Genomic DNA, 20,991 nt, shown 5'->3' with positions numbered 1-20,991 from the left:
TGACACCGTTGAGGAACTGAAGGATGAGCTCCTACAATATCTCTTTTACTACAACGAAATGAGGCATCATCAAGGAATAAATGACATACCTCTTAACTTTAGAAAATCATTACCGAATTAGTTGACTTTTACAGCAATGACGCGGGAAGAATTGGTCAATACCATTTCATGGGAAAACCTATGTTAGGCTCATGAAAACATGGTTTGTAGCGCATTTTGAACTGTTCGTTTGGGCGTGGATCGCATTGGCGTTAGGCGTTTTTATGCTGCTACAATTCGTAACAGCACCGTTCGGTCGGCATACTAAGTCGGGTTGGGGACCGATGATCAAGAACAAGTTCGGATGGCTGCTAATGGAGCTGCCATCATTTGCTATCATTCTTGTTTCACTTGTTCTCGGTTCGAAAGTGAATTCCGTAACATGGATCATTGGCGGATTGTGGCTGCTGCATTACCTCAACCGCACGTTCATCTTTCCATTCAGAATTAAGAGCGGAAACAAGTTGATGCCGATTACGATTGTATTCTCAGCTGTGTTCTTCAACCTGTTCAATGCGGGATTCAATGGGTTTTATTTGGCGGAGTTGAGTTCTTACACCGAAGACTGGCTAACCAGTTGGCAGTTTATGGTTGGATTGCCGCTTTTTGTGCTTGGTTTCGGTATCAACTCTTGGGCAGACGAAAAGCTGATGAACCTGCGTAAATCTGGCGAAACAGGTTATGTTATTCCGCGTGGCGGATTGTTCAATTATGTGAGTGCGCCCAACCTGTTCGGGGAAATTTTGGAATGGACGGGTTTTGCCATCTTGGCGTGGAACCTGCCTGCGGCCTCATTTGCCATTTGGACGTTTGCCAACTTGGTGCCGCGCGCCAAAGACCACCATCAGTTCTACCTTGATAATTTCCCAGATTACCCGAAAGAACGCAAGCGGGTTATTCCGTTTGTGTACTGATTTTCACCTGAAAACTTCCTAGTGAAATGATACAGCGCTTAGCGTTCATTGTCTGCACGCTAAGCGCTTCTTGTTTGTACGAATTTGAATAGTCTATAGCGTTTCGCAGATCATCAGATCCACTTCTTGCGTGTAAGCCTTCTTCCGAAGTTCATCTAATGCCGTGAACTCTGGGCTGGCAATCATGTCCTTAATGTGTTGCGGAGAGGGAAATTCGAATACTGCAATTGCCTTTATCCCGCCTTTCCCCATTACCTGTTCGATGGTTTTAAAGCGCTGCATGTTACTTCCGCCATGCTGCTTAAAAATGCCAACTATCTGAGATAAATAAGATTGGAAACTTGCCATGTCGTTCGTATTCGGAACGGCATTAACGATTAAAAATGTCTTGTTTTCTGAACTCATCTGTCTAATTTTTCTTGTTTGTGTTTATGCCAATCCAATCATAAACGGGGTCTGAACCGAGAATGGCTGGTATCATGATCAACCCGCCAAGTGTACCCCACCAGCTGGAGAAATAAATTCCCGCTCCGATGATGCTCAGGCCAACAATTGTTCGGATAATTCTGTCTGCGGTGCCAACGTTCTTGTTCATGATATTTTGATTAATTGATTTTCACTTCGAGTTTTTTGACTGCATTCAGCGGCAGTTTGGTTTTGGAGGTCACCTCTTCGCCCGTCTCGTTATGGTGTTTGTATCCGGCCAGAATGGAGGTCCAAAGCTTCAGGAATACCTTGTTCATCATCAACTTATTCATGAAGCCGAAAAGGCCGTTACTCATCGAGTAGTTGAGGGTTGATCGCAGCACGGTTTTGCCTTCTCCAGAAGCTGTAAGTCCAAAGTCTCCGCCCATCGTTTGCACACCGGGCATTCCTTTGATCTTCACCACTTCCAGCTCCATAAAGCTGCTTTCTTCCCAAGCAATGACGCGCTCGTCCAAAGTGGATCCGGGCATGATCGACATTTCCATGTGCCGCTGTGCGCCTAAACCGTGTTTTGTCTCTGATGATAGATACGAATAACCAACTGTCGGGGCGCTCAGGTAAATGTTGCCGATCTCTGCGAAATCCGCCCGAACGTCCTCAATCGGTTTGTTGATCTCGACCTCGAGGGTGATCTCTGTCGGTGTTTTTCCGACTTTCCTTGTTCGCGGAGTTGATTGTCTCATGGTCTTGAAATTTGGTAACACAAATCTCATCAACCAGAAGCAGGCAGACTTCTCAGATCAGGTCAAAAACTACGCAGTTTGGGCCAACCGATATTCCGAGGGCGATTTTCCTGTAACCGATTTGAAGCTGCGGTTGAACGTGGAAACCGTTTCGAAACCCACATCATACGCCACATCCGAAACCCGATTATCGTGCACCTTCAATAACTGCTCAGCCCGCTCGATTTTCTTTTGGGCAATGTACTTTTTGGGGCTTTCGTGGTACACTTCTTTGAATTTCCGTTTGAAAGACGAAGTGCTCATGTGGCAGAGTTTCGCCAGTTCTTCTACCGATAAACTTGAATACAAATTCGACCGGACCACCGTTTTGAATTCTACATGTTCGGGTTTGAACATGGCCGCCAGAAAATCCAAAGTAGTAGGCGCATTCGAACTCTTGGTTAGCAGCAGCACAAACTCCTTCAGTTTGTTTCTGATCATGGCTTCATCTGCCAATTCTGGATGGTCGATAAGAATGGCAATGCTTTGCTTGAAAGCCTCGAAAAGGGCATCAATTTGAACTTGCTTCAGGTTAAAATTGACCCGATAGGTCGATTGCGACAGGTCACTGTCGAAGATCTCTTTCATGATCTGCGGATGCAGCAGCACTCCGATCACATCCACGCCATCGCCCACTTTGCGTTGCTCGCGGGAAACCTCGTAGAAATAGTTCAGGCACTTGGCCAAAAGCCCCGTGTTGCTGTCCAGGTCAAGCACGCGGTCCTGCGCCCGCACCGAAAGTTCGCCCTCATTCACAAAGATGAAACACGCCTCTTCCGTAACGTATTCCTTCAACTCCCTTTTGAAATGCGGCTTGGAAACCCGCCCGAAAACCGGCAGCCCCTTATACATCAGGAATTGCTCTCTGATTTCCATGCCAACGAAGATTGGATATTATTCCGACTGATGAAAGTGTATCACGCTACGCGGTGATAAATTCCCAGATTACATAAAAGGACGCAAGCGTATTATTCCGTTGTGTTTACTCATGTCTACAGGCATTATTTCGACTGTTTGTCTAATAATGCCGATATACAAAGTGTACCTGTAGATTATTGATTTCTTTTGTGTAGGCTGATGTCAATTCAGTTGCCACTTACTAATATCTAACCTATGAGAAATTCTTCCAGATTTCTGCCCATCGTTCTATTGACGCTGCCATTTTTCTCCCTTGCTCAAAGCGTTGGCATATCAGGTTCAGCAATAACTCCAGACGCCCAGTCAATATTGGAAATTCAGAGTACGAGTAAAGGCGTTCTATTGCCAAGAATGACCACGGCCCAGCGAACGGCCGTGGCTCCGACCAATGGTTCTGATCACGGTCTGATGGTTTATGACACAGACACCAAAACTTATTGGTATTGGGACGGATCCTCTAATGCTTGGAGAGAAATTCCGAATACATCTGGTATTGTCACCACGCTTGATGGAGCTTACGATGGTGGAGGTTCAGGAGTGGGAAGAACCATAACTGCAGATGCAGGAGCTGTCAATATTGCCAGTTCGGGAGGTTTGACGGTAAATGGGAATGTTGGCATCGGCAATACCTCCCCACAGCAACAGCTAAGTGTCGGCTCAAGTACGTCCGATGCTCAGGCCGTTACCATCAGGGGGTACAGCAACACACCAACAAGTTGGAAAGGTGGAGGAGCTTTCGGCTATACTTCGGCAACCGTGATTCTTGGCGAATTGAATGGAGTTGCACAGTTAGGGGGACATAGTTCAACCCTCAATGCGTGGGCTGACCTTGCGATCAATGCCGGTAATGCGAATGTTGGTATTGGAACTACTACTCCAGGTCAGAAACTGGATGTTGCAGGAGATGTAAGAATCGAGACCGGGTATTTGAATATTTGGTCTTATAATTCTACGGAAGGTGGTCAGATAAATTTGGCTGATGGCGGAAATAATGCAGATGGTCAGACCTCTGCCTGGTCGCTGGATGTGTATAATGACGATCTGAGGATCATGGATGATGGCACACCTCGGATTTTTGTTGACCAGACAGGTAACGTGGGAATTGGAACTACTACGCCAGATGCCTTGCTCAATGTGGGTAGTGCTACGGGAGCGAATGTTTTTTTGACACGAGAAGATGCCACGACCACGGTCGGTGATGCACTTGGATCCATTCTTTTTGATAGTACTGATGACACAGGACCTTCTACAACTGACGCAAGTGCAGGAATACGAGCTTTTGCGGCCGAAGATCACGGCAATAGCAATAAGGGAGGGAATCTCACATTCTTTACAAAACCAACAGGTACTTCATTGAGCAATGCAGCCATTGAAAGATTACGCATCATGCACAATGGGAAAGTCGGTATCGGTACCACAGCACCACAACACCAATTGAATGTCGGTTCTACCACCTCTGATGGGCAGACCGTAACGGTTAGAGGCTACAGTAATGATCCGGGGAGTTGGAAAGGTGGAGGAGCGTTCGGGTATTCGTCTGCAACAGTTATCATGGGAGAATTATCTGGAGTTGCTCAAATTGGTGGACATAATGGAACTTTAGGTGCTTGGGCCGATTTGGCGATAAACTCAGGTGGTGGAAATGTTGGTATCGGAACGAGTTCGCCCGGATCCAAACTGGATGTGTCTGGAACAATCACGGCTGGCTCAGGAGCTGGGAAGATTTCAATGTCAAACGACAACGTGAATGGAAACATCACCAACAATACCGGAAACTTCCTATTCTACACGCCTGTTTCTACAAACTATATCTGGCACGTGAACGGTTCACAAAAGATGGTGTTGGATGCAAATGGAAACCTTGGAGTGGGTACTACAACTCCCTATGGAAGAACGCATATTATCACCACGGATAGCGATGGAAGTGTAGCTTCTTGGGGAACTGGGCAGTTGGTCGTGGGGCTGGCAGCACCTAACGGTAGCAGTTCTGGAGGTGTGGGAATCAGCTATTCGGCATCAAATAATACAGGATACATTTCTTCGCTTTCACCAACTACCTCCTGGAGAAATTTGGGAATAAGGGTCAATGACCTTCGGGTGTATGTAAGTGGAGCAACGGAAAGACTGACCATTGAGGCCGGTGGTAATTACCGCTTGGCGCTTCAATCAGACAACAACTTGGTTTATTACACCAGTACCAACTGTGCTGTTTGGGCATCAGGCACAAGTTGTTCGGATATCCGTAAGAAGGACAGAATCGTTCCCCTTGAAAGTGTGCTGCCGACCATTATGCAATTGAGCACTATCCGTTTTCACTATAAAGAAGGTCTGGGGCTGGATGAAGATGAGCACATAGGCGTTATTGCCCAAGAGATAGAAAAGCACTACCCGGATATGGTGTATTATGATAAGGTTCAGGACAGCTATGTGGTGTATTACGATAAATTGACCACCGTGCTGATCAAAGGCATGCAAGAACAACAGAAGCAGATAGAAGCCTTGCAGGCCGATAATGAAACAATGAAAGGCCACCTAAGCAATTACGCTTCATTGGTCTCTGAGATAGATGCCATCAAAGCTGCCATTGGTTTAGATAGCCAAACGAGTAAGTAAAATTCTACCTCGATAAATTCCCAGACTACCCTAAAGATCGGAAGCGGGTTGTTCCGTTTGTATATTGATTTCACAGTTCAACGTTCGGTACTAAAAGTTCGCTAACCTCGAACCGATAGCCTCTTGTTTCAAATGATATAACGCATGGCTCGAAAGCCTTGTCGGACGGGCATTCTGCGCAATAGCCCGAAATGCGGTGGCGTTTAATTGGCGTCAATCCTGAACAGATTTCAGGACCGAAGTTTCCCGTAATCAATCTCTTAGCTATGAACATTCAGGCCGTATTCCGCACATCCATGAGCTCCTCTGTCTTCGGCATCTCCCCAAAGGGGAGAAAGCACCCCTCCTTGAAAGGAGGGGTTGGGGGAGGTCTTGTGTTTCTTTTCCTTTTCACACTTGTATATCCGATACACGCCCAGCGCGTGAGTGTCGACAACGACACGCGTAGGGATTACACCATTGGGCTGGAGCATTTTCAGAAGAAAAAGTATGCGGCTGCGCAGCAGCGGTTTGCCAAAGCGTTGGAGGCACCCGAAACGCTTTCGAGCATGGAGCGCGAGAATGCCGAATACTACCGCGCGCTGTGCGGCTTGGAGCTTTTTAACGAGGATGGCGATGTGCTGATGGAGCGTTTCGTGAAGGAGCATCCCGAGCATTCCAAGATCGCCATGGCGCATTATCATTTGGGGCGATATGCCTTTGGCAAGAAAAAGTACAAGAAGGCGTTGGCATGGTTTGCGGGTGCGGATGAGAAGGAGCTGAACGCGGCCGAGAAGGAAGAACTGCATTTCAAGAAAGGCTACGCGTACTTCCATACAGACGACCATGATCGGGCGTTGAAGGAGTTTGCGTTGGTGGGAGATGATATTGAAGGAGCGTACTACGCACCGATCACATATTACACCGCCTACATTCTTTTCACTCGGGGCGAATATGATGATGCTTACGAAAAGTTCTCGCTGCTTGAAGGTGATGAGACCTTTGGTAAGATCGTGCCGTTGTATGTGCTACAGATACTTCAGGCGCAAGGAAAGGACCAGGAAGTTGTCGAATACGGGCAGCGGCTCATGGGGAAGGATTTCTCCGATTTCAGCAGCGGCAATCTGCACCGCATGATCGGGGAAGCCTATTACCAAATGGGCGAATTCTCCATGGCCGTTCCGTATTTGGAAGAGGCGTATGCCAAGTTGCGCTACGACCGCGATGCCACGTATCGATTGGCGTACGCGTGCTATCAGTCGGGCAAGTTTGAGAAGGCCACCACGTACTTTGAACAGGTATGTAAAGAGAAGGATGCCATGGCACAGATGGCGTGCTATCAGATGGCCGATGCGTACCTGAAAGGAGGCGACAAGATGGCCGCTCGAAACGCTTTCGAATTGGCAGCTGAGATGGATTTCGATAAAGAGTTGAAGGAAACTGCGCTATTCAATTACGCCAAACTTTCGTTCGAGTTGAGTTACGATCCGCAGAATGAGGCCATCACCGCTTTCGAGAAATATGTGGATGAGCAACTTGGCAGCGAACGGGCGGATGAAGCGCAAGAGCTCATCATGAATGTCTATCTGAGCACCAACAATTACGAAGGCGCGTTGGCTTCCATCGATAAGATCTCTAAGAAGACGGCTCAGCACAAAATGCTTTATGAGCAAACAGCTTTAAAGCATGGAATGGAGCTGTTCAATCAAGGAAATTACGAGCGTTCCATTGGCTTCTTCGAGAAGGCGTATCGATATGATCAGGATAAGGAAACGGCCGCTAAGGCGATGTTCTGGCAGGCGGAGGCGCATGCAGCATTGAAGCAATTCCCGCAGGCGATCAGTCTATACGAAAGACATATTTCAGCCATAGGTGCGGACAGAACCGATGTCTATAAAATGGCGCATTACGGTTTGGCATACGTGTATTTCACGAAGGACGAACCTGCGAATGCCATCGATTGGTTCCTGAAGTATTTGGAGTTGGAGCGGTACGACCTGCAACGCGTGAACGATGCGAATCTGCGCATTGCCGATTGCTACTACGTGCAGAAGAACACGGGCAAGGCCATTGCGTACTATAATAAGGCCATTGGCATGAACGGTTCGGAGGCCGATTACGCGCTTTTTCAAGTGGCCATGTGCTACGGATTGCAAGGTAAATCGAGCTCGAAGATCAGCAAGTTGAAATCGTTGCTGAGCACACATCCGAACTCCGAATTTGTGGTGGATGCGAAGTACGAGATCGGGGAAACGTATTTCTTCTCAGACAAGCCGCAGGAGGCGGTGGAGTGGTTTGATCGGGTGATTGCTGAAAATCCGCGTTCGCAATATGTAAGTCGCTGTCTGCTAAACAAGGCATTGGTTTTCTACAACGCGAATGATGACGAACGCGCATTGCCGCTGTTCAAACAGGTCGCTTCCGATTTTGCAGGAACTTCTGAGGCATCCGAGGCCATGCTCAAGATTCAGAAGATCTACGTGGAGCAGGGAAATGTGAAGCTGTATGAGAATTACCTCGCCAGCCATCAGTTGCCCGATGCCAGCAAAGGTTCGTTGGACACATCCTATTTCGAAAGCGCGCAGCTGATGATGCAGCGTGGCGAAATGGCCAATGCTCTGAAGGAATTCGAGAAGTATCTGGAAAAGTTCCCGAACGGGTTTTTCGCTTTGGATGCCCATTTCTACATGGGAGAGATCTCATTCAACCTGAAGCAGTATGACGATGCGTTGGCGGCTTACAACCATGTGCTGGAATTTGCCAAAACGGGTTATACTGAACGTGCGTTGGTGGCTGCTGCTGAGATACACATTTTCAAGAAGCAATACGATCAGGCACAGATGAAATACCTGATGCTGGAAGAAGTTGCAGAGCGTTCCGAAAACCTGCTGGAGGCCCGCATTGGACTGATGCGAAGCAATTTCGAATTGCAGGATTTTGAAACGGCTGATGAGTACGTGCAGAAAGTGCTTCGGTCGGATAGGGTGGAGCAGCTCCTGAAAGACGAGGCGAGGCTGATCTCGGCCAAATGCGCCTTGGGCTTGGACAATCGCAAGGAAGCACTCATCCGATTTCAGGAAGTTGCACGGACCACTAAGAACGTTTTTGGTGCCGAAGCGATGTATAACGTGGCCAACATTCAGTTGCTGAATGAAGATGTTGACCAAAGCCAAGCCACCATTTTCGATATGGTGAACCGCTTTTCGGGCTACCAGTTCTGGTTGGGCAAGGCATTCATCCTTCTGGCTGACACTTACATGAAGCAGAACGACCTTTTCCAAGCGCGATTGACGCTTCAGAACGTGGTGGAGAATTATGATGGCGTGGTGAAGAACGAAGCGGAAGACAAGCTGCGCCAACTCGAAAAGTTTGAGGCATTCTCGAATGCGGAATAAAAGCTCCTACCTCCCCGAAGGTGACTTTGAAAATGAAACTTAACCACAAAGAACACGAAGAAAAAGCACGGAGATCACAAAGATTTCTCTGTGAAACTCTGTGTGGACTCTGTGTCCTCTGTGGTAAAACTTTAACCTCCAGAACATGAAAACCCTGAAATTGAGTTTGATATTGATGCTGGCCTCAACCATTGTGCTTGCACAGGAAAGAGAAGAATTACCAGACAGTCTGAAGTTCACCGTGCGGAAAGATTACCGTCCAACCGCGCGTGAGGCCAAGAAGATCGGTCTGCAACCGACCGTTGATAATGATAGCATTCCGCTGCCCGAAATGCAGTACGAGGTGCTTCCGAAAGAACCTGAACTGAAACAGGATATGGAGCCGATGAAAGCCGCGAACATCGGGAAAGAACCGCTGCCGAAACTCTACAACGGACACCTGAAACTCGGTTTTGGCAATTATACCATGCCGTTTGCAGAGGCGTCTTTTTCCAGTCTGCGAAGTAAGAAATTCCAAGCGGGCGGCTACGGTCGTTACCACGCGTCATTTGCCAAGTTAGATGGCCGTCCGTTCGGGTTTACCGATGCGAATATTTCGGCCTTCGGCAAGTATTTCGTGAAGGACCATGTACTCTCTGCCGATGTCGATTATGACCTTGATGAGAACTTCTTCTATGGTTACGACCCGTCTGAATTCCAGCTCTCCAAAGACAGTATCCACCAGCTATTTCACAACATTAAGGGAACGGTTGCCTTCCGCACCGATCAAGGAAAAAAGCCAAAGATCTTCGACTTCGCGGAGGTGAGTTACGATTATACGATGGACCGTTTCAATGCAACTGAAGGCCACACGGGACTTTACGGTGGTGTGGTCATTCCTGTTAAGAAGAGTTTGGTGAACGTCCGTTCCAATTTGGACGCTTACTACAACCGTTCGCCCATCGGAATGGAGAATAACGTCATCTTTGGGTTGGAGAGTGAATTTGTGCATCAGCGCGAACGTTGGGGCGTGAATGCGGGTTTCAAGTTCAATGTGGATGGCAAGGAAACGTATGTGAGGCCGCTCATCTTTCCCACGCTCAAATTCCATTACTTTTTGGCGCAGGACATGGTGCGGTTCTATTTGAACGCGAGTGGTGGCGTTCAACGGAACGGATTGCGCACCATCTCACAGATCAATCCGTATGCGCAGACGGATATTCTGCGCCAGAACAGCTACGAAAGACTGAATGCGGAAGCTGGTTTCAAAGGCAACATTTTCAAGATATTGGGCTTCGATGTTTCGGTGGCGGAGATCATCACGCAGAACCAATTGTATTTCGTGAATGATACTTCAGATGGCATCGGAAACCGCTTTTTGCCTGAATATCACGACACGAAGATCACACGTTTCCGAGGTTCGTTGAGCTACGATATCGGTGAGAAACTGTTCGTGCAAGCAACGGCTCAGTATCGACTTTTTCGAATGCCGAATGACAGCATTCTTCCATGGCATCAAGCACCTTTCACCTTTACGTTTGCGGGCAATTATAATCTGAACAACAAGTTCATTTTCAAGGCTTCCATCACGGCCAACGGAAACCGTGTTGCCAAAGGCTATGCTACCGACAGTTTGGGAACGCATGTTCAACCAATAAAAATGGGCGGTTACGCAGACATCAGCCTTGGTGCCGAATATCGCTACAAGCGTTGGATCGGAGCTTTCATCGACCTGAGAAATCTCGCAGCCATGCGCTACGAGATATGGAACCAATATCCTGTGCAGCGGTTCAGTTTCATTGCAGGACTGCACTTTGAGTTCTAAAAGAAAGGGCCATCCGATTCAATCGGATGGCCCTTTCCTCAATTCTTTAAACGGAATCTTATCCTGCCACTTTCAATGTGATCTCCAACGGAATGTCATTTGAAAGAACCGCATCTTTCATCGGAGCATCCCAAGCCACATCGTATTTTTTTCTATCGAAGGTCAAAGTACCGCTAACTGTTCCATCTGCCACTTTGATGTCCTTTACAGTTTCCTCGTTGGTGATGCCACGAACGGTCAGCTTTCCCGTTGCGGTGGAACCATCTTCAGAAACAGAAGTGATCTCGAATGTGGCTGTCGGATGGTTGGCAACATCAAAGAAATCGGGTGAAGACAGGTGTCCGACCAATTTCTCAGGTGTGTGCTCTGAATCGTACACATCATCTTTTGGTTCAATGGTGGTCATATCGATCACGAATGTTCCTCCGTTCACTTTATCCCCAGCCAAGATCAGCTTGGCCTCAGAAAGTGCGATGTTTCCGTAATGGGCTTTGATTCCCAGCATTTCTCCTGTCCATTTTACGTTGCTTCCGCCAAGGTCTACAACAACTTCCTGAGGTTCGGCAGCAGGAGCTTCTGGTGCATTTTCAGCCGACCCTTCGGCCTCATGAGTGTGATTTCCTCCACAACTGGCAAGAAAAAGTCCTCCAGTAACGGCCATTGCTAATACAAGTCTGTTTGTTTTCATGATTATTGGTTTGAGATTAATTAATGTTTAAACATTGATTGAAACGGTACAAGAATACAAATGTTCAACCAGTTCGAAAAAAATTACTGAATTGCTCCCAGGGCCACTTTTGCCTCTGGGTCTATCGAAACATCACTTACCCAATCTGCCGTTTCAACTGGTGCAGGAAGTTTCACTGGATTTCCAAGGTAATCCAAACGTTTCCCAGGCCAAATACACGACTTCCACAGATAAACGAAAAGTGATTTCTGGTCGAGGCTTGGATGAACGTACGGTTTCAACAATCGTTCGTGATATTCTGGATACAGACTCCAGTGCACTCCCATGTACATGTGATGAATGCCATGATAACCATTGTTGAACGCCATCCAATTGAACAACTTTCCAGTGAATGAGCGCGAATGGTTGTAAGGATGCGTTTCATCGCAACCATCGTGCTGCCAGTAATTCGTTCCGAAAATGCCCCAAAGCGAATACATATTTGGAATGAAGATGAGGAAGAGCATGCGCTGCCAATCAACGATAAGAGCGACCACTTTTATCGTTCCCACTAAAATTGCTTCCTTTTTGTACTGGGAAGACCAACCTGGTTTTACATCCTTCATTCGCTGAACGAAAGCCTTTTCCGACTTCATAATGTCTCGCGCAAGCAAGAAGAAGAACAGAAGCTGATTCAGAAAATTCCATTTGAATCTGGCGCGGGTTGTGCGGGCCGCATCTTTTGGTGTCTGCAAATGTTTGTGATGACTCAAATTGTGCCCAGGAACATACCCACTTACAGGGTTTCCCTTCACAGCCGAAAGCAGAAATTGGAAAGCCTTGTTCCATGCCATACTCCTGAAAATCGGAACATGGATCGTGTTGTGAATAATGGTGGCAATAAAGAATTGCCAGTTGCAATGCACCAGTACAAGTATGGTCTTTCCAACCCAACCGAATTCGCCCCACAAGTACCAACTGATGGGGTAGAAAATGGCGTAAGCCACTACGGTGGCAATGGTGCGGTAATCCGCTTTATAACGAACGAGGTTGAATCGGTTCATGGTGCAAAAGTAGAAATCGCGGTGATGGAACTCTTGCGTTCTGACATTTTGCGTTGGCCAGATATACAGGTGTATTGGGTTAAGCTTCAATTAATTCTGCTCCAATTGCTAAAAATCATGTTCGGAAAATTGAACATCTTTTAATTTTGCGCCATGCAAAACGAGTTCAATATGAACGGTATTCAGTTTCTGGCACTTCTTCATGAGTGCGAAGCTGGCATTTGCGCGAGGCGGCAGAACGCGTGCCCGCGCTTTTTCATTCTGAGGGTCTGAGTCGCACTTCCTTGGACCGTTGAGGTCAGTGCGCATTCCACCAATTGAACAAAACAATCATTCGTATTTCATGAATTATGAAGTCAAGGTGGCTGACATTAGCCATCATCCATTTGCATTCACCATCTGCCAAATGATGGAAGAGGCCGCCAAGGTCAGAGGAACAGGTATTGCCAAACGCGAACCCGAATATGTTCAGAAAAAGATGTCTGAAGGGAAGGCGGTCATTGCTTTGAATGGCGATTCCGTGGTCGGCTTTTGCTACATTGAAAGTTGGGAAGACAAGAAGTATGTCGCCAATTCAGGGCTCATCGTTCATCCCGATTATCGTAAAACAGGTTTGGCAAGAGCGATCAAATCGGCCATTTTCAAGCTATCGCGAGAAATGTTCCCCGAGGCAAAGTTGTTCGGAATTACTACCAGTTTGGCGGTGATGAAGATCAATTCAGACCTCGGCTACAAACCTGTCACGTTCTCAGAACTCACTCAGGATGAGGCATTTTGGAAAGGCTGCCAAAGCTGTGTGAACTTTGACGTATTGCAGCGAACGAACCGCACCATGTGTATGTGCACAGGTATGATGTACATGGAAAAAACGGTAAGTCAACCTGTGGTAGAAACCAAGGTTCAACGTTGGGCAGGTTTCAAGAAATTCATGGTGGAACGAGGAAAACGACTTCAGAATCTCATCCCATCATTTCCATCACTTAAGCCTGCGTTGAAACAGGCAACACAAACTGAAAGCAAATGACAAAGAAGAAAGTCGTACTGGCGTTCAGCGGTGGTTTGGACACCACTTTCTGCGCCAAGTACTTGACCATTGAAAAAGGCATGGAAGTGCATGCCGCATTGGTTGATACTGGTGGTATTTCCGAAGAGGAGAAAACACGCATCGAAAAGCGCGCAGACTTGGCAGGAGTTGATTCATTCCGCGTGTTGGAACGCACCAACGATTACTATCAGCGCATCATCCGATATCTGATCTACGGAAACGTGCTCAAGAACAACACCTATCCGTTGTCGGTAAGTGCCGAGCGCGTTTATCAGGCCATTGCGTTGGCAGAATTTGCGGCATCTATCAATGCCGATGCGATTGCGCACGGGAGTACAGGCGCAGGAAACGACCAAGTGCGTTTCGATCTTGCTTTCGGGCTTTTGTTGCCTGGGACCGAGATCATCACTCCGATCCGTGATCTGAAATTGAGTCGCCAACAGGAGATCGATTACTTGAAAGAAGCTGGCATCGAACTCGATTGGACCAAAGCGCAGTATTCCATCAATAAAGGTTTATGGGGAACGAGTGTGGGTGGCGCGGAAACGCTCACTTCGGACAAACCATTGCCAGAATCGGCCTATCCAACGCCCGTTACCAAAACCGAACCGCTGGAGGTTACGCTGCAATTCACCGAAGGGCAATTGACAGGATTGAACGGAACCGAAATGGATCCGGTCTCAGCCATCAATGCGCTGGAGGAAATGGCGGCTGGTTATGGCATTGGCCGCGATGTGCATGTTGGAGATACCATTATCGGCATCAAAGGTCGTGTTGGTTTCGAGGCGGCTGCACCGTTGGTCATCATCAAGGCGCACCATCTTTTGGAGAAGCACACACTGAGCAAATGGCAACTGCATTGGAAACAGCAGTTGGGCGATTGGTACGGAATGTTCCTGCACGAAAGTCAGTACTTTGAGCCTGTGATGCGCAACATTGAGACGTTCTTGGAAGACACGCAGAAGACCGTGACAGGCGAAGTGATCGTGACGCTTTTGCCGTATCGATTCTCAGTTGACGGCATCCGTTCGTCTTTCGATCTGATGCAAAGCAGCTTCGGGACGTATGGCGAAATGAACGAAAAGTGGACGGGCGAGGATGTGAAAGGATTCACGAAGGTGATCAGCACTTCGTTGCGTTTGCACCGAACCGTTCAACAGGACAACAGCAAAGAAGGATGATCAAAGTTGGCATAGCGGGCGGAACAGGATACGTGGCAGGCGAACTGCTCCGAATTCTGGGAAATCATCCCGAAGTGGAGGTGGCGTTCACCTACAGTCATTCGAAGCCGGGCGAAGCGGTTTCTTCTGTACACCGCGATCTGTTTTACCAACCGGAATGGCGATTCACCGATAAGGTTTCAACCGATGTGAATGTGGTTTTTCTGTGTTTGGGTCACGGACTTTCTCGGAAGTTTTTGGAGGAACATCCGCTGCCGAAAGAAGTAAGTGTCATCGACCTCGGAAGCGATTTCCGCCTGAAGCAAGATTCGCAGTTCGGTGAACGTGAATTCACGTACGGTTTGGCTGAACTTCCTCAGGAAACGGGAATGAATATTGCCAATCCGGGCTGTTTCGCCACGGCCATTGAGTTGGCACTTTTGCCGATGGCTTCCGAAGGTTTGCTCACAGATTCCATTCACGTTCACGCCATCACGGGTTCGACAGGCGCGGGCGCATCGCTCAACGATTACTCGCACTTCAGCCGCAGGCTCAATAACCTGAGCATTTACAAACCGTTCTCGCATCAGCATTTGGCAGAGATAGGGGAGACGTGGCAGAATGCTGGTCAGGCCGAATTGCCCGAAGTGTCATTTCTACCGGTGAAAGGCGATTTTGCCCGTGGCATTTTCGCCAGCGTTTACTCGGCAACAAGTTTGAATGAGGTGGAAGCAAAGAAACTTTACCAGGATTTCTACCGCGACAAACCGTTCGTTCATGTTTCGGACGAAACCATCGAATTGAAACAAGTTGTCGGTACCAATTATTGCTTGATTCAAGTTCAGGTCATTGATGGCAAACTGCTGGTTACCAGCATCATCGATAACCTTTTGAAAGGTGCGGCAGGCCAAGCAGTTCAGAACATGAACCGCATTTTCGGGTTGGCCGAAACCACAGGGTTGAACCTTCGCTCAATTGCTTTCTGATGCCACTTTTTGACGTTTATCCGCTTTACAATATCACGCCCGAACGGGCCGAAGGCTGCAAGGTTTTCGACTCCAAGGGACAGGAATATTTAGATCTGTATGGAGGTCATGCCGTGATCTCCATCGGTCATTCGCATCCGCATTACGTGGAGCGCATTCAGCAGCAGGTGGCCAAGTTGGGATTCTATTCCAACGCGGTAAAGAATCCGCTGCAAGAGGAACTTGCGTCAAAGCTGGAAGCACTTTCAGGTTGCACAGGATATCAATTGTTCCTGTGCAATTCGGGAGCTGAGGCCAATGAGAATGCGCTGAAACTCGCCTCTTTTCAAACGGGTCGGAAGAAGATTCTTGCTTTCAAAGGAAGTTTTCACGGACGCACTTCCGCTGCGGTTGCGACAACCGACAATCCCTCGATTGTTGCTCCGCTCAATGCGCAGCACGAAGTTGTTTTCTGTCCGCTGAATGATCTGGGATCCGTGAAAAACGCGTTGCAGTCGCAAGATGTGGCGGCTGTGATTGTAGAATGTGTGCAGGGCGTGGGCGGTCTCGACCAGGTCGAAACCACGTTCATCCAAGAGGTTGAAAAAGCGTGCCGCGAAACAGGAACGCTACTGATTGCCGATGAAGTGCAGGCAGGCTATGGTCGAACGGGGAAATTCTTCGCGTTTCAGCATCATGGCATCCAACCCGACATCATCAGCATGGCAAAAGGAATGGGCAATGGATTTCCGATCGGAGGCATTCTCATCCATCCCGAAATCCCTGCAAAGCATGGTATGTTGGGAACCACGTTCGGTGGAAATCATTTGGCATGTGCAGGCGGATCGGCTGTTTTGGATGTGCTCGAAGAAGAGAAACTGGTTGCTCACGCTGAAGCGTTGGGTGAGTGGTTCGTGCAGCAGATCAGCGCGCATCAAATTCCGGCAAAGCCGAAAGGACGAGGTTTGATGCTTGGTCTGGCGTTCGATTTCCCTGTGGGCGAATTGCGCAAAAAGCTGCTTTTTGAACACCACATTTTCACGGGGAGCGCCAACGACCCGAAAGTGCTGCGCATTCTGCCACCGCTTTCGGTCACCAAAGAAGAACTCACGCGGTTTTTTGCCGCACTGAAATCCTGTTTGCAATGAAGCATTTCACATCTGTACATGATGTCGATGATATGAACGAATGGCTTTCGCTGGCTGATCTGTTCCAAAAAGATCCGTTTCATTTCAGCGAAGCTGGAAAGGGAAAGATCCTTGGATTGCTGTTCCTGAATCCGAGTCTCAGAACTCGGATGAGCACGCAGAAAGCCGCTTATCAGCTGGGCATGAATGTGATGGTGATGAACCTCGATAAGGACGGCTGGCAGCTGGAAATGGAGGATGGAGCTGTGATGAACGGCAATGCGCAGGAGCACGTGAAAGAGGCCGCGCAGGTTTTGTCGCAATACTGCGATGTGATTGGGGTGCGTTCGTTTCCAAGTTTGGAGGACCGCGCTGCGGATTATGCCGAACCTGTGTTGGAAGCGTTCAAGAAGTACGCAACGGTTCCGATTCTTTCTTTGGAAAGTGCCACACGCCATCCGTTGCAATCGTTTGCGGATCTCATCACGGTTCGGAGTTTGGCTACCAAGCCACGACCGAAAGTGGTGCTCACATGGGCTCCGCATCCAAGGCGATTGCCGCAAGCGGTTCCAAATTCGTTTGTGGAGTGGATGAAACAGGCCGATGTGGAATTGGTCGTCACGCATCCCGAAGGATTTGAACTCGCGCCCGAATTCATGGGAGGCGTAACCGTCACACATGATCAAAAGGCGGCTTTGTCTGGAGCAGATTTCGTGTATGCGAAAAACTGGTCGGCTTACGAACCGTACGGGAAAACCGCACCCGAACTGACCGATTGGCAGATCACTTCAGAACAAATGGCGCTGACCGACAACGGTGGTTTCATGCACTGTTTGCCTGTGCGCAGAAATGTAGTTGTGTCTGATTCCGTGCTCGACAGTCCGCAGAGTTTGGTCATCATGCAGGCTGCAAATCGCGTGATCAGCGCGCAAGTGGCACTCTACAAATTGCTTCAAGGTGGATAAACTGCTGGTCATAAAAGCTGGTGGAAAACTGCTGGAAGATGCGCCACGATGGAAGGCTTTGCTTCGTGAATTGGCCGAACTTTCGCATCCGCTTGTACTTGTGCATGGTGGAGGAAACCGTGCTTCGCAAGTAACCGAAGCCTTGGGCGGAACACCCAAAATGGTGGATGGTAGAAGAATAACCACCGACCTCGACCTCGAAGTTGCCGTGATGGTTTACGCTGGGCTGATGAATAAACAGCTGGTGGCCTGGCTTCAGGCCTGCGGCCGAAATGCAATTGGTCTCAGCGGAGCTGATGGAACCAGTATTCTATCAGAAAAACGCCCTGTTTTGGAGCACGATTTCGGTTGGGTTGGTGATGTCAAAACGGTGAATGCAGCCTTCTTTTCGCAGCTTCTAAAAAATGGGCAAACACCCGTTTGCTGCGCCATCACACATGACGGAAACGGTCAATTGTTGAACACGAATGCCGACACCATCGCGGCCAGTGTGGCCAAAGCCATGACGGCTGAATTTGACGTTTCACTCACATATCTGTTTGAAAAACCCGGTGTTCTGGCTGATGATAAGGACGACAGTTCTGTGATTGCTGAACTCACGCATTCCATGTATGAGCAAGGCAAAGCTTCGGGGCAGTTTCATTCGGGAATGCTTCCTAAACTTCATACTGCGTTTGAGGCGTTAAAGGCAGGTGTTTCATCCGTGAGAATCACCCATCCCGAAAACTGGCAAACAGGCGGAACAGTGATCAAAGCATGAGCTGTTCGGAGCATCCATATCTGAATTCCATGGTCGAACTGCTATCGGAGATCATCCAGAAACCATCGTTCTCTGGACAGGAAAATGATGCGTTGGCGGTGGTTGATGCTTGGTTGCGGTCGCACGGAATTGAGTTCCACAGCGTGGGAAACAACCGCTGGATGGTCAATCGGAACTATAATGAAGCGTTGCCTACGGTGCTGCTCAATTCGCACATCGACACGGTAAAACCGAATGCGGCCTACACTCGCAATCCTTTTGATGGTGCGGTGGAGGACGGAAAACTCTTCGGGTTGGGAAGCAACGATGCAGGAGCTTCTTTGGTCACGTTGCTGCACACGTTTCTGCATTTTCATGCGAAGGAGAATCTGCCTGTGAATCTGTGCATGGCCATTTCGGCTGAGGAAGAAAACTCAGGTTCAGGAGGCATGCAATTGCTGCGCAACGACCTTCCAAAATGGGATTGGGCGATGGTCGGTGAACCGACAAGCATGCAGCCTGCCATTGCCGAAAAAGGTCTTTTGGTGATTGATGCTGTGCTGACGGGAACGGCTGGACACGCGGCTCACATCAAAGATGACATGGCCATTTACCATTTGGCGGATGACATCGCGAAGCTGAAAACATTGGCATTTGAGCGTGTTTCAGAATTTCTTGGCCCTGTGAAAGTGACCATGACGCAGGTGAACGCGGGTTCTCAGCATAACGTGGTTCCTGCGGAATGCAGTTACGTGCTGGATGTTCGTGCGAACGAGCTTTACACGCTTGAGGAGGTTTTCGAACGACTTCAATCGGAACTCCGGGCAACGCTCACCGCGCGTTCGTTCCGCTTGCGGTCTTCGGCCATTCCTGCCGATCATCCGGTGGTGAAATGCGCCATAGAGCTTGGAAGAAAACCCTATGGTTCGCCAACGCTTTCCGATCAGGCGTTGCTCAACGGACCATCATTTAAAATGGGACCAGGCGAAACCGAGCGTTCGCACCGCCCCGATGAATACATCACTTTACAGGAATTGAATGACGGATTGAGCGGCTACCAACAGCTGCTGGACGCCTATTTCGAACTGCTAAACTCACGGAAATGAAACTCTGGGACAAAGGATACACGGTAAACAATTTGGTGGAGCGCTACACGGTGGGCAACGACCGCGAATGGGATCAGCGCCTCATTCCGTTCGATATTCAGACCAACCGCGCACACGCTGCCATGCTGCATCAGATCGGGTTGCTTTCTGCGGAGGAATGGAATGCGCTTGCTGTTGCGCTGGATGAGCTGCAAAAGCAATGGGAAACCGAGGGTTTGACCATCGGGGAGGAGTTTGAAGACGTGCACAGTTGGCTGGAACACCTGTTGACCGAAAAATGCGGAGACGCAGGGCGTAAAATCCATACCGCACGTTCGCGGAACGACCAAGTGCTCACGGATCTTCACCTGTATGCGAAGGCCAGTGTGGTGGTCATTAGCGAGGCCGTCATCACACTATTTGACCAATTGATGGAATTGGCCGAAGAACACAAAGACCGTCTGTTGCCAGGTTACACCCATATGCAAGTGGCCATGCCGTCCTCTTTCGGACTGTGGTTCAGCGCGTATGCCGAAAGTTTGGTGGATGATATGTTGCTGCTGCAAGCGGCTTACCGAATGGCTGATCAGAATCCGTTGGGTTCGGCTGCGGGTTATGGTTCCTCATTTCCTATCAACCGCACATTGACAACCGAACTGCTTGGTTTCGGAACCATGCGTTACAACAGCGTGGGGGCACAGATGTCACGCGGCAGATTGGAGAAATCGGTAAGTTTTGCTTTGTCGAGTATTTCGGCCACGCTTGGCAAATTGGCGGATGACATCTGTCTTTACATGAGCCAGAATTTCGGGTTCGTTACGTTCCCGAAGGAGCTGACAACAGGTTCGAGCATTATGCCGCACAAGCAGAATCCAGACGTGTTCGAGGTGATGCGTGCGCGGTGCAATTCGGTACAGCAGTCAACGGCACATTTGACGTTGCTCACGGCCAATCTGATCAGCGGTTATCACCGCGATTTTCAGGAGCTGAAAGGTGTTTTCATGGAAAGCATCGAGACCACCATCGACAATTTGGAGGTGGCCACTTTCATGCTGAAACATATTCAGGTGCAGCCCGAAATTGTTGGGTTGCCGATCTACGATGCCATGTACACGGTGGAATCGCTGCACGAACTCGTGCTAAAAGGAATGCCATTCCGTACGGCTTACCAGCAATTGGGCAAGGAAGTGAACGATGGAACATTCATCCCTAACCGAGATGTGCACCACACGCACGAAGGAAGCATCGGCAATCTATGTCTCGGTGAGATTCGCCAGAAGATGGAGGCGGTGAAGGTTGGGTAA

At 48.7% G+C, this 20,991-nt stretch carries 18 protein-coding genes and 1 pseudogene; 13 read left to right on the top strand and 6 right to left on the bottom strand.

The window, feature by feature from the left end:
* Positions 1–191 precede the first annotated feature (191 nt).
* Positions 192–953 carry a DUF1295 domain-containing protein gene (locus GC178_15020; protein MBI1288877.1) on the top strand — a complete coding sequence of 254 codons (762 nt, stop codon included), beginning with the start codon at positions 192–194 and terminating at the stop codon, positions 951–953.
* A 93-nt stretch (positions 954–1,046) separates the two neighbouring features.
* Here the strand turns inward: GC178_15020 and GC178_15015 are convergent, their stop codons facing one another.
* The 4 genes from GC178_15015 to GC178_15000 all read right to left on the bottom strand — a co-directional run bounded on the left by GC178_15015 (position 1,047) and on the right by GC178_15000 (position 3,037).
* Positions 1,047–1,358, bottom strand: a complete 312-nt coding sequence (locus GC178_15015) for a DUF1330 domain-containing protein (GenBank protein ID MBI1288876.1) — start codon at positions 1,356–1,358, stop codon at positions 1,047–1,049.
* Between the two features lie 4 nt (positions 1,359–1,362).
* Complete coding sequence (locus tag GC178_15010) at positions 1,363–1,548, bottom strand: DUF2892 domain-containing protein (protein ID MBI1288875.1); 186 nt, start codon at positions 1,546–1,548, stop codon at positions 1,363–1,365.
* 10 nt (positions 1,549–1,558) lie between these two features.
* Positions 1,559–2,122: a hypothetical protein gene (locus GC178_15005; GenBank protein MBI1288874.1), complete on the bottom strand. Its 564-nt coding sequence runs from the start codon at positions 2,120–2,122 to the stop codon at positions 1,559–1,561.
* 69 nt (positions 2,123–2,191) lie between these two features.
* Complete coding sequence (locus tag GC178_15000; GenBank protein ID MBI1288873.1) at positions 2,192–3,037, bottom strand: helix-turn-helix domain-containing protein; 846 nt, start codon at positions 3,035–3,037, stop codon at positions 2,192–2,194.
* A gap of 237 nt (positions 3,038–3,274) precedes the next feature.
* On the opposite strand from GC178_15000, the gene GC178_14995 reads away from it, so the two are divergent.
* From GC178_14995 to GC178_14980, 4 genes and pseudogenes are all read left to right on the top strand, one after another.
* Positions 3,275–5,692, top strand: a complete 2,418-nt coding sequence (locus GC178_14995; protein ID MBI1288872.1) for a hypothetical protein — start codon at positions 3,275–3,277, stop codon at positions 5,690–5,692.
* Positions 5,692–5,760 (top strand): annotated as a pseudogene (locus tag GC178_14990) (hypothetical protein). Before GC178_14995 ends, GC178_14990 begins: the two are co-directional and overlap by 1 nt.
* 123 nt (positions 5,761–5,883) lie before the next feature.
* Entirely contained in the window at positions 5,884–9,066 is a 3,183-nt protein-coding gene (locus GC178_14985; protein MBI1288871.1) for a tetratricopeptide repeat protein, read from the top strand.
* A gap of 145 nt (positions 9,067–9,211) precedes the next feature.
* Complete coding sequence (locus GC178_14980; protein MBI1288870.1) at positions 9,212–10,870, top strand: hypothetical protein; 1,659 nt, start codon at positions 9,212–9,214, stop codon at positions 10,868–10,870.
* A 58-nt stretch (positions 10,871–10,928) separates the two neighbouring features.
* Here GC178_14980 and GC178_14975 read toward each other — a convergent pair whose 3' ends face one another.
* Both GC178_14975 and GC178_14970 read right to left on the bottom strand, forming a co-directional pair.
* Positions 10,929–11,558 (bottom strand): YceI family protein, encoded by a 630-nt coding sequence (locus GC178_14975; GenBank protein ID MBI1288869.1) that lies wholly within the window; start codon positions 11,556–11,558, stop codon positions 10,929–10,931.
* A gap of 83 nt (positions 11,559–11,641) precedes the next feature.
* On the bottom strand, positions 11,642–12,601 hold the full coding sequence (locus tag GC178_14970; GenBank protein ID MBI1288868.1) for a fatty acid desaturase: 960 nt from the start codon (positions 12,599–12,601) through the stop codon (positions 11,642–11,644).
* Between the two features lie 343 nt (positions 12,602–12,944).
* Between GC178_14970 and GC178_14965 the strand changes: the two genes are divergently transcribed.
* The 8 genes from GC178_14965 to argH are packed head-to-tail and all read left to right on the top strand — an operon-like array spanning position 12,945 to position 20,991.
* Positions 12,945–13,625, top strand: coding sequence for a GNAT family N-acetyltransferase (locus GC178_14965; GenBank protein ID MBI1288867.1), 681 nt, complete (start codon positions 12,945–12,947; stop codon positions 13,623–13,625).
* Complete coding sequence (locus GC178_14960; GenBank protein ID MBI1288866.1) at positions 13,622–14,827, top strand: argininosuccinate synthase; 1,206 nt, start codon at positions 13,622–13,624, stop codon at positions 14,825–14,827. Before GC178_14965 ends, GC178_14960 begins: the two co-directional genes overlap by 4 nt.
* Positions 14,824–15,792: an N-acetyl-gamma-glutamyl-phosphate reductase gene (locus GC178_14955; GenBank protein ID MBI1288865.1), complete on the top strand. Its 969-nt coding sequence runs from the start codon at positions 14,824–14,826 to the stop codon at positions 15,790–15,792. The genes GC178_14960 and GC178_14955 overlap by 4 nt, the downstream gene beginning before the upstream one ends.
* On the top strand, positions 15,792–16,919 hold the full coding sequence (locus tag GC178_14950; GenBank protein ID MBI1288864.1) for an aminotransferase class III-fold pyridoxal phosphate-dependent enzyme: 1,128 nt from the start codon (positions 15,792–15,794) through the stop codon (positions 16,917–16,919). Before GC178_14955 ends, GC178_14950 begins: the two co-directional genes overlap by 1 nt.
* Positions 16,916–17,863 carry an N-acetylornithine carbamoyltransferase gene (locus tag GC178_14945; GenBank protein MBI1288863.1) on the top strand — a complete coding sequence of 316 codons (948 nt, stop codon included), beginning with the start codon at positions 16,916–16,918 and terminating at the stop codon, positions 17,861–17,863. Before GC178_14950 ends, GC178_14945 begins: the two co-directional genes overlap by 4 nt.
* On the top strand, positions 17,856–18,623 hold the full coding sequence (argB, locus tag GC178_14940; protein MBI1288862.1) for an acetylglutamate kinase: 768 nt from the start codon (positions 17,856–17,858) through the stop codon (positions 18,621–18,623). Before GC178_14945 ends, argB begins: the two co-directional genes overlap by 8 nt.
* The gene (locus GC178_14935) at positions 18,620–19,708 is read left to right on the top strand and encodes a M20/M25/M40 family metallo-hydrolase (GenBank protein ID MBI1288861.1); all 1,089 of its coding nucleotides are present in this window, start codon (positions 18,620–18,622) and stop codon (positions 19,706–19,708) included. The genes argB and GC178_14935 overlap by 4 nt, the downstream gene beginning before the upstream one ends.
* Positions 19,705–20,991: an argininosuccinate lyase gene (gene argH, locus GC178_14930; GenBank protein ID MBI1288860.1), complete on the top strand. Its 1,287-nt coding sequence runs from the start codon at positions 19,705–19,707 to the stop codon at positions 20,989–20,991. Before GC178_14935 ends, argH begins: the two co-directional genes overlap by 4 nt.

It is taken from the genome of Flavobacteriales bacterium (assembly GCA_016124845.1).
Classification (GTDB): Bacteria; Bacteroidota; Bacteroidia; order UBA10329; family UBA10329; genus UBA10329.
The sequence above is the reverse complement of the archived record's forward strand: the minus strand, read 5'-3'. Positions and strand labels throughout refer to the sequence as shown.

Excerpts from the sequence above, each read along its gene's own strand:
- GC178_15020 (MBI1288877.1), top strand. The coding sequence starts at position 192 with ATGAAAACATGGTTTGTAGCGCATTTTGAACTGTTCGTTTGGGCGTGG.
- GC178_15010 (MBI1288875.1), bottom strand. The coding sequence starts at position 1,548 with ATGAACAAGAACGTTGGCACCGCAGACAGAATTATCCGAACAATTGTT.
- GC178_14985 (MBI1288871.1), top strand. The coding sequence starts at position 5,884 with ATGCGGTGGCGTTTAATTGGCGTCAATCCTGAACAGATTTCAGGACCG.
- GC178_14975 (MBI1288869.1), bottom strand. The coding sequence starts at position 11,558 with ATGAAAACAAACAGACTTGTATTAGCAATGGCCGTTACTGGAGGACTT.
- GC178_14935 (MBI1288861.1), top strand. The coding sequence starts at position 18,620 with ATGAGCTGTTCGGAGCATCCATATCTGAATTCCATGGTCGAACTGCTA.
- GC178_14965 (MBI1288867.1), top strand. The coding sequence starts at position 12,945 with ATGAATTATGAAGTCAAGGTGGCTGACATTAGCCATCATCCATTTGCA.
- GC178_14960 (MBI1288866.1), top strand. The coding sequence starts at position 13,622 with ATGACAAAGAAGAAAGTCGTACTGGCGTTCAGCGGTGGTTTGGACACC.
- GC178_14980 (MBI1288870.1), top strand. The coding sequence starts at position 9,212 with ATGAAAACCCTGAAATTGAGTTTGATATTGATGCTGGCCTCAACCATT.
- argH (MBI1288860.1), top strand. The coding sequence starts at position 19,705 with ATGAAACTCTGGGACAAAGGATACACGGTAAACAATTTGGTGGAGCGC.
- GC178_14955 (MBI1288865.1), top strand. The coding sequence starts at position 14,824 with ATGATCAAAGTTGGCATAGCGGGCGGAACAGGATACGTGGCAGGCGAA.
- GC178_14970 (MBI1288868.1), bottom strand. The coding sequence starts at position 12,601 with ATGAACCGATTCAACCTCGTTCGTTATAAAGCGGATTACCGCACCATT.
- GC178_15015 (MBI1288876.1), bottom strand. The coding sequence starts at position 1,358 with ATGAGTTCAGAAAACAAGACATTTTTAATCGTTAATGCCGTTCCGAAT.
- GC178_14995 (MBI1288872.1), top strand. The coding sequence starts at position 3,275 with ATGAGAAATTCTTCCAGATTTCTGCCCATCGTTCTATTGACGCTGCCA.
- GC178_15005 (MBI1288874.1), bottom strand. The coding sequence starts at position 2,122 with ATGAGACAATCAACTCCGCGAACAAGGAAAGTCGGAAAAACACCGACA.
- GC178_14945 (MBI1288863.1), top strand. The coding sequence starts at position 16,916 with ATGAAGCATTTCACATCTGTACATGATGTCGATGATATGAACGAATGG.
- GC178_14950 (MBI1288864.1), top strand. The coding sequence starts at position 15,792 with ATGCCACTTTTTGACGTTTATCCGCTTTACAATATCACGCCCGAACGG.
- GC178_15000 (MBI1288873.1), bottom strand. The coding sequence starts at position 3,037 with ATGGAAATCAGAGAGCAATTCCTGATGTATAAGGGGCTGCCGGTTTTC.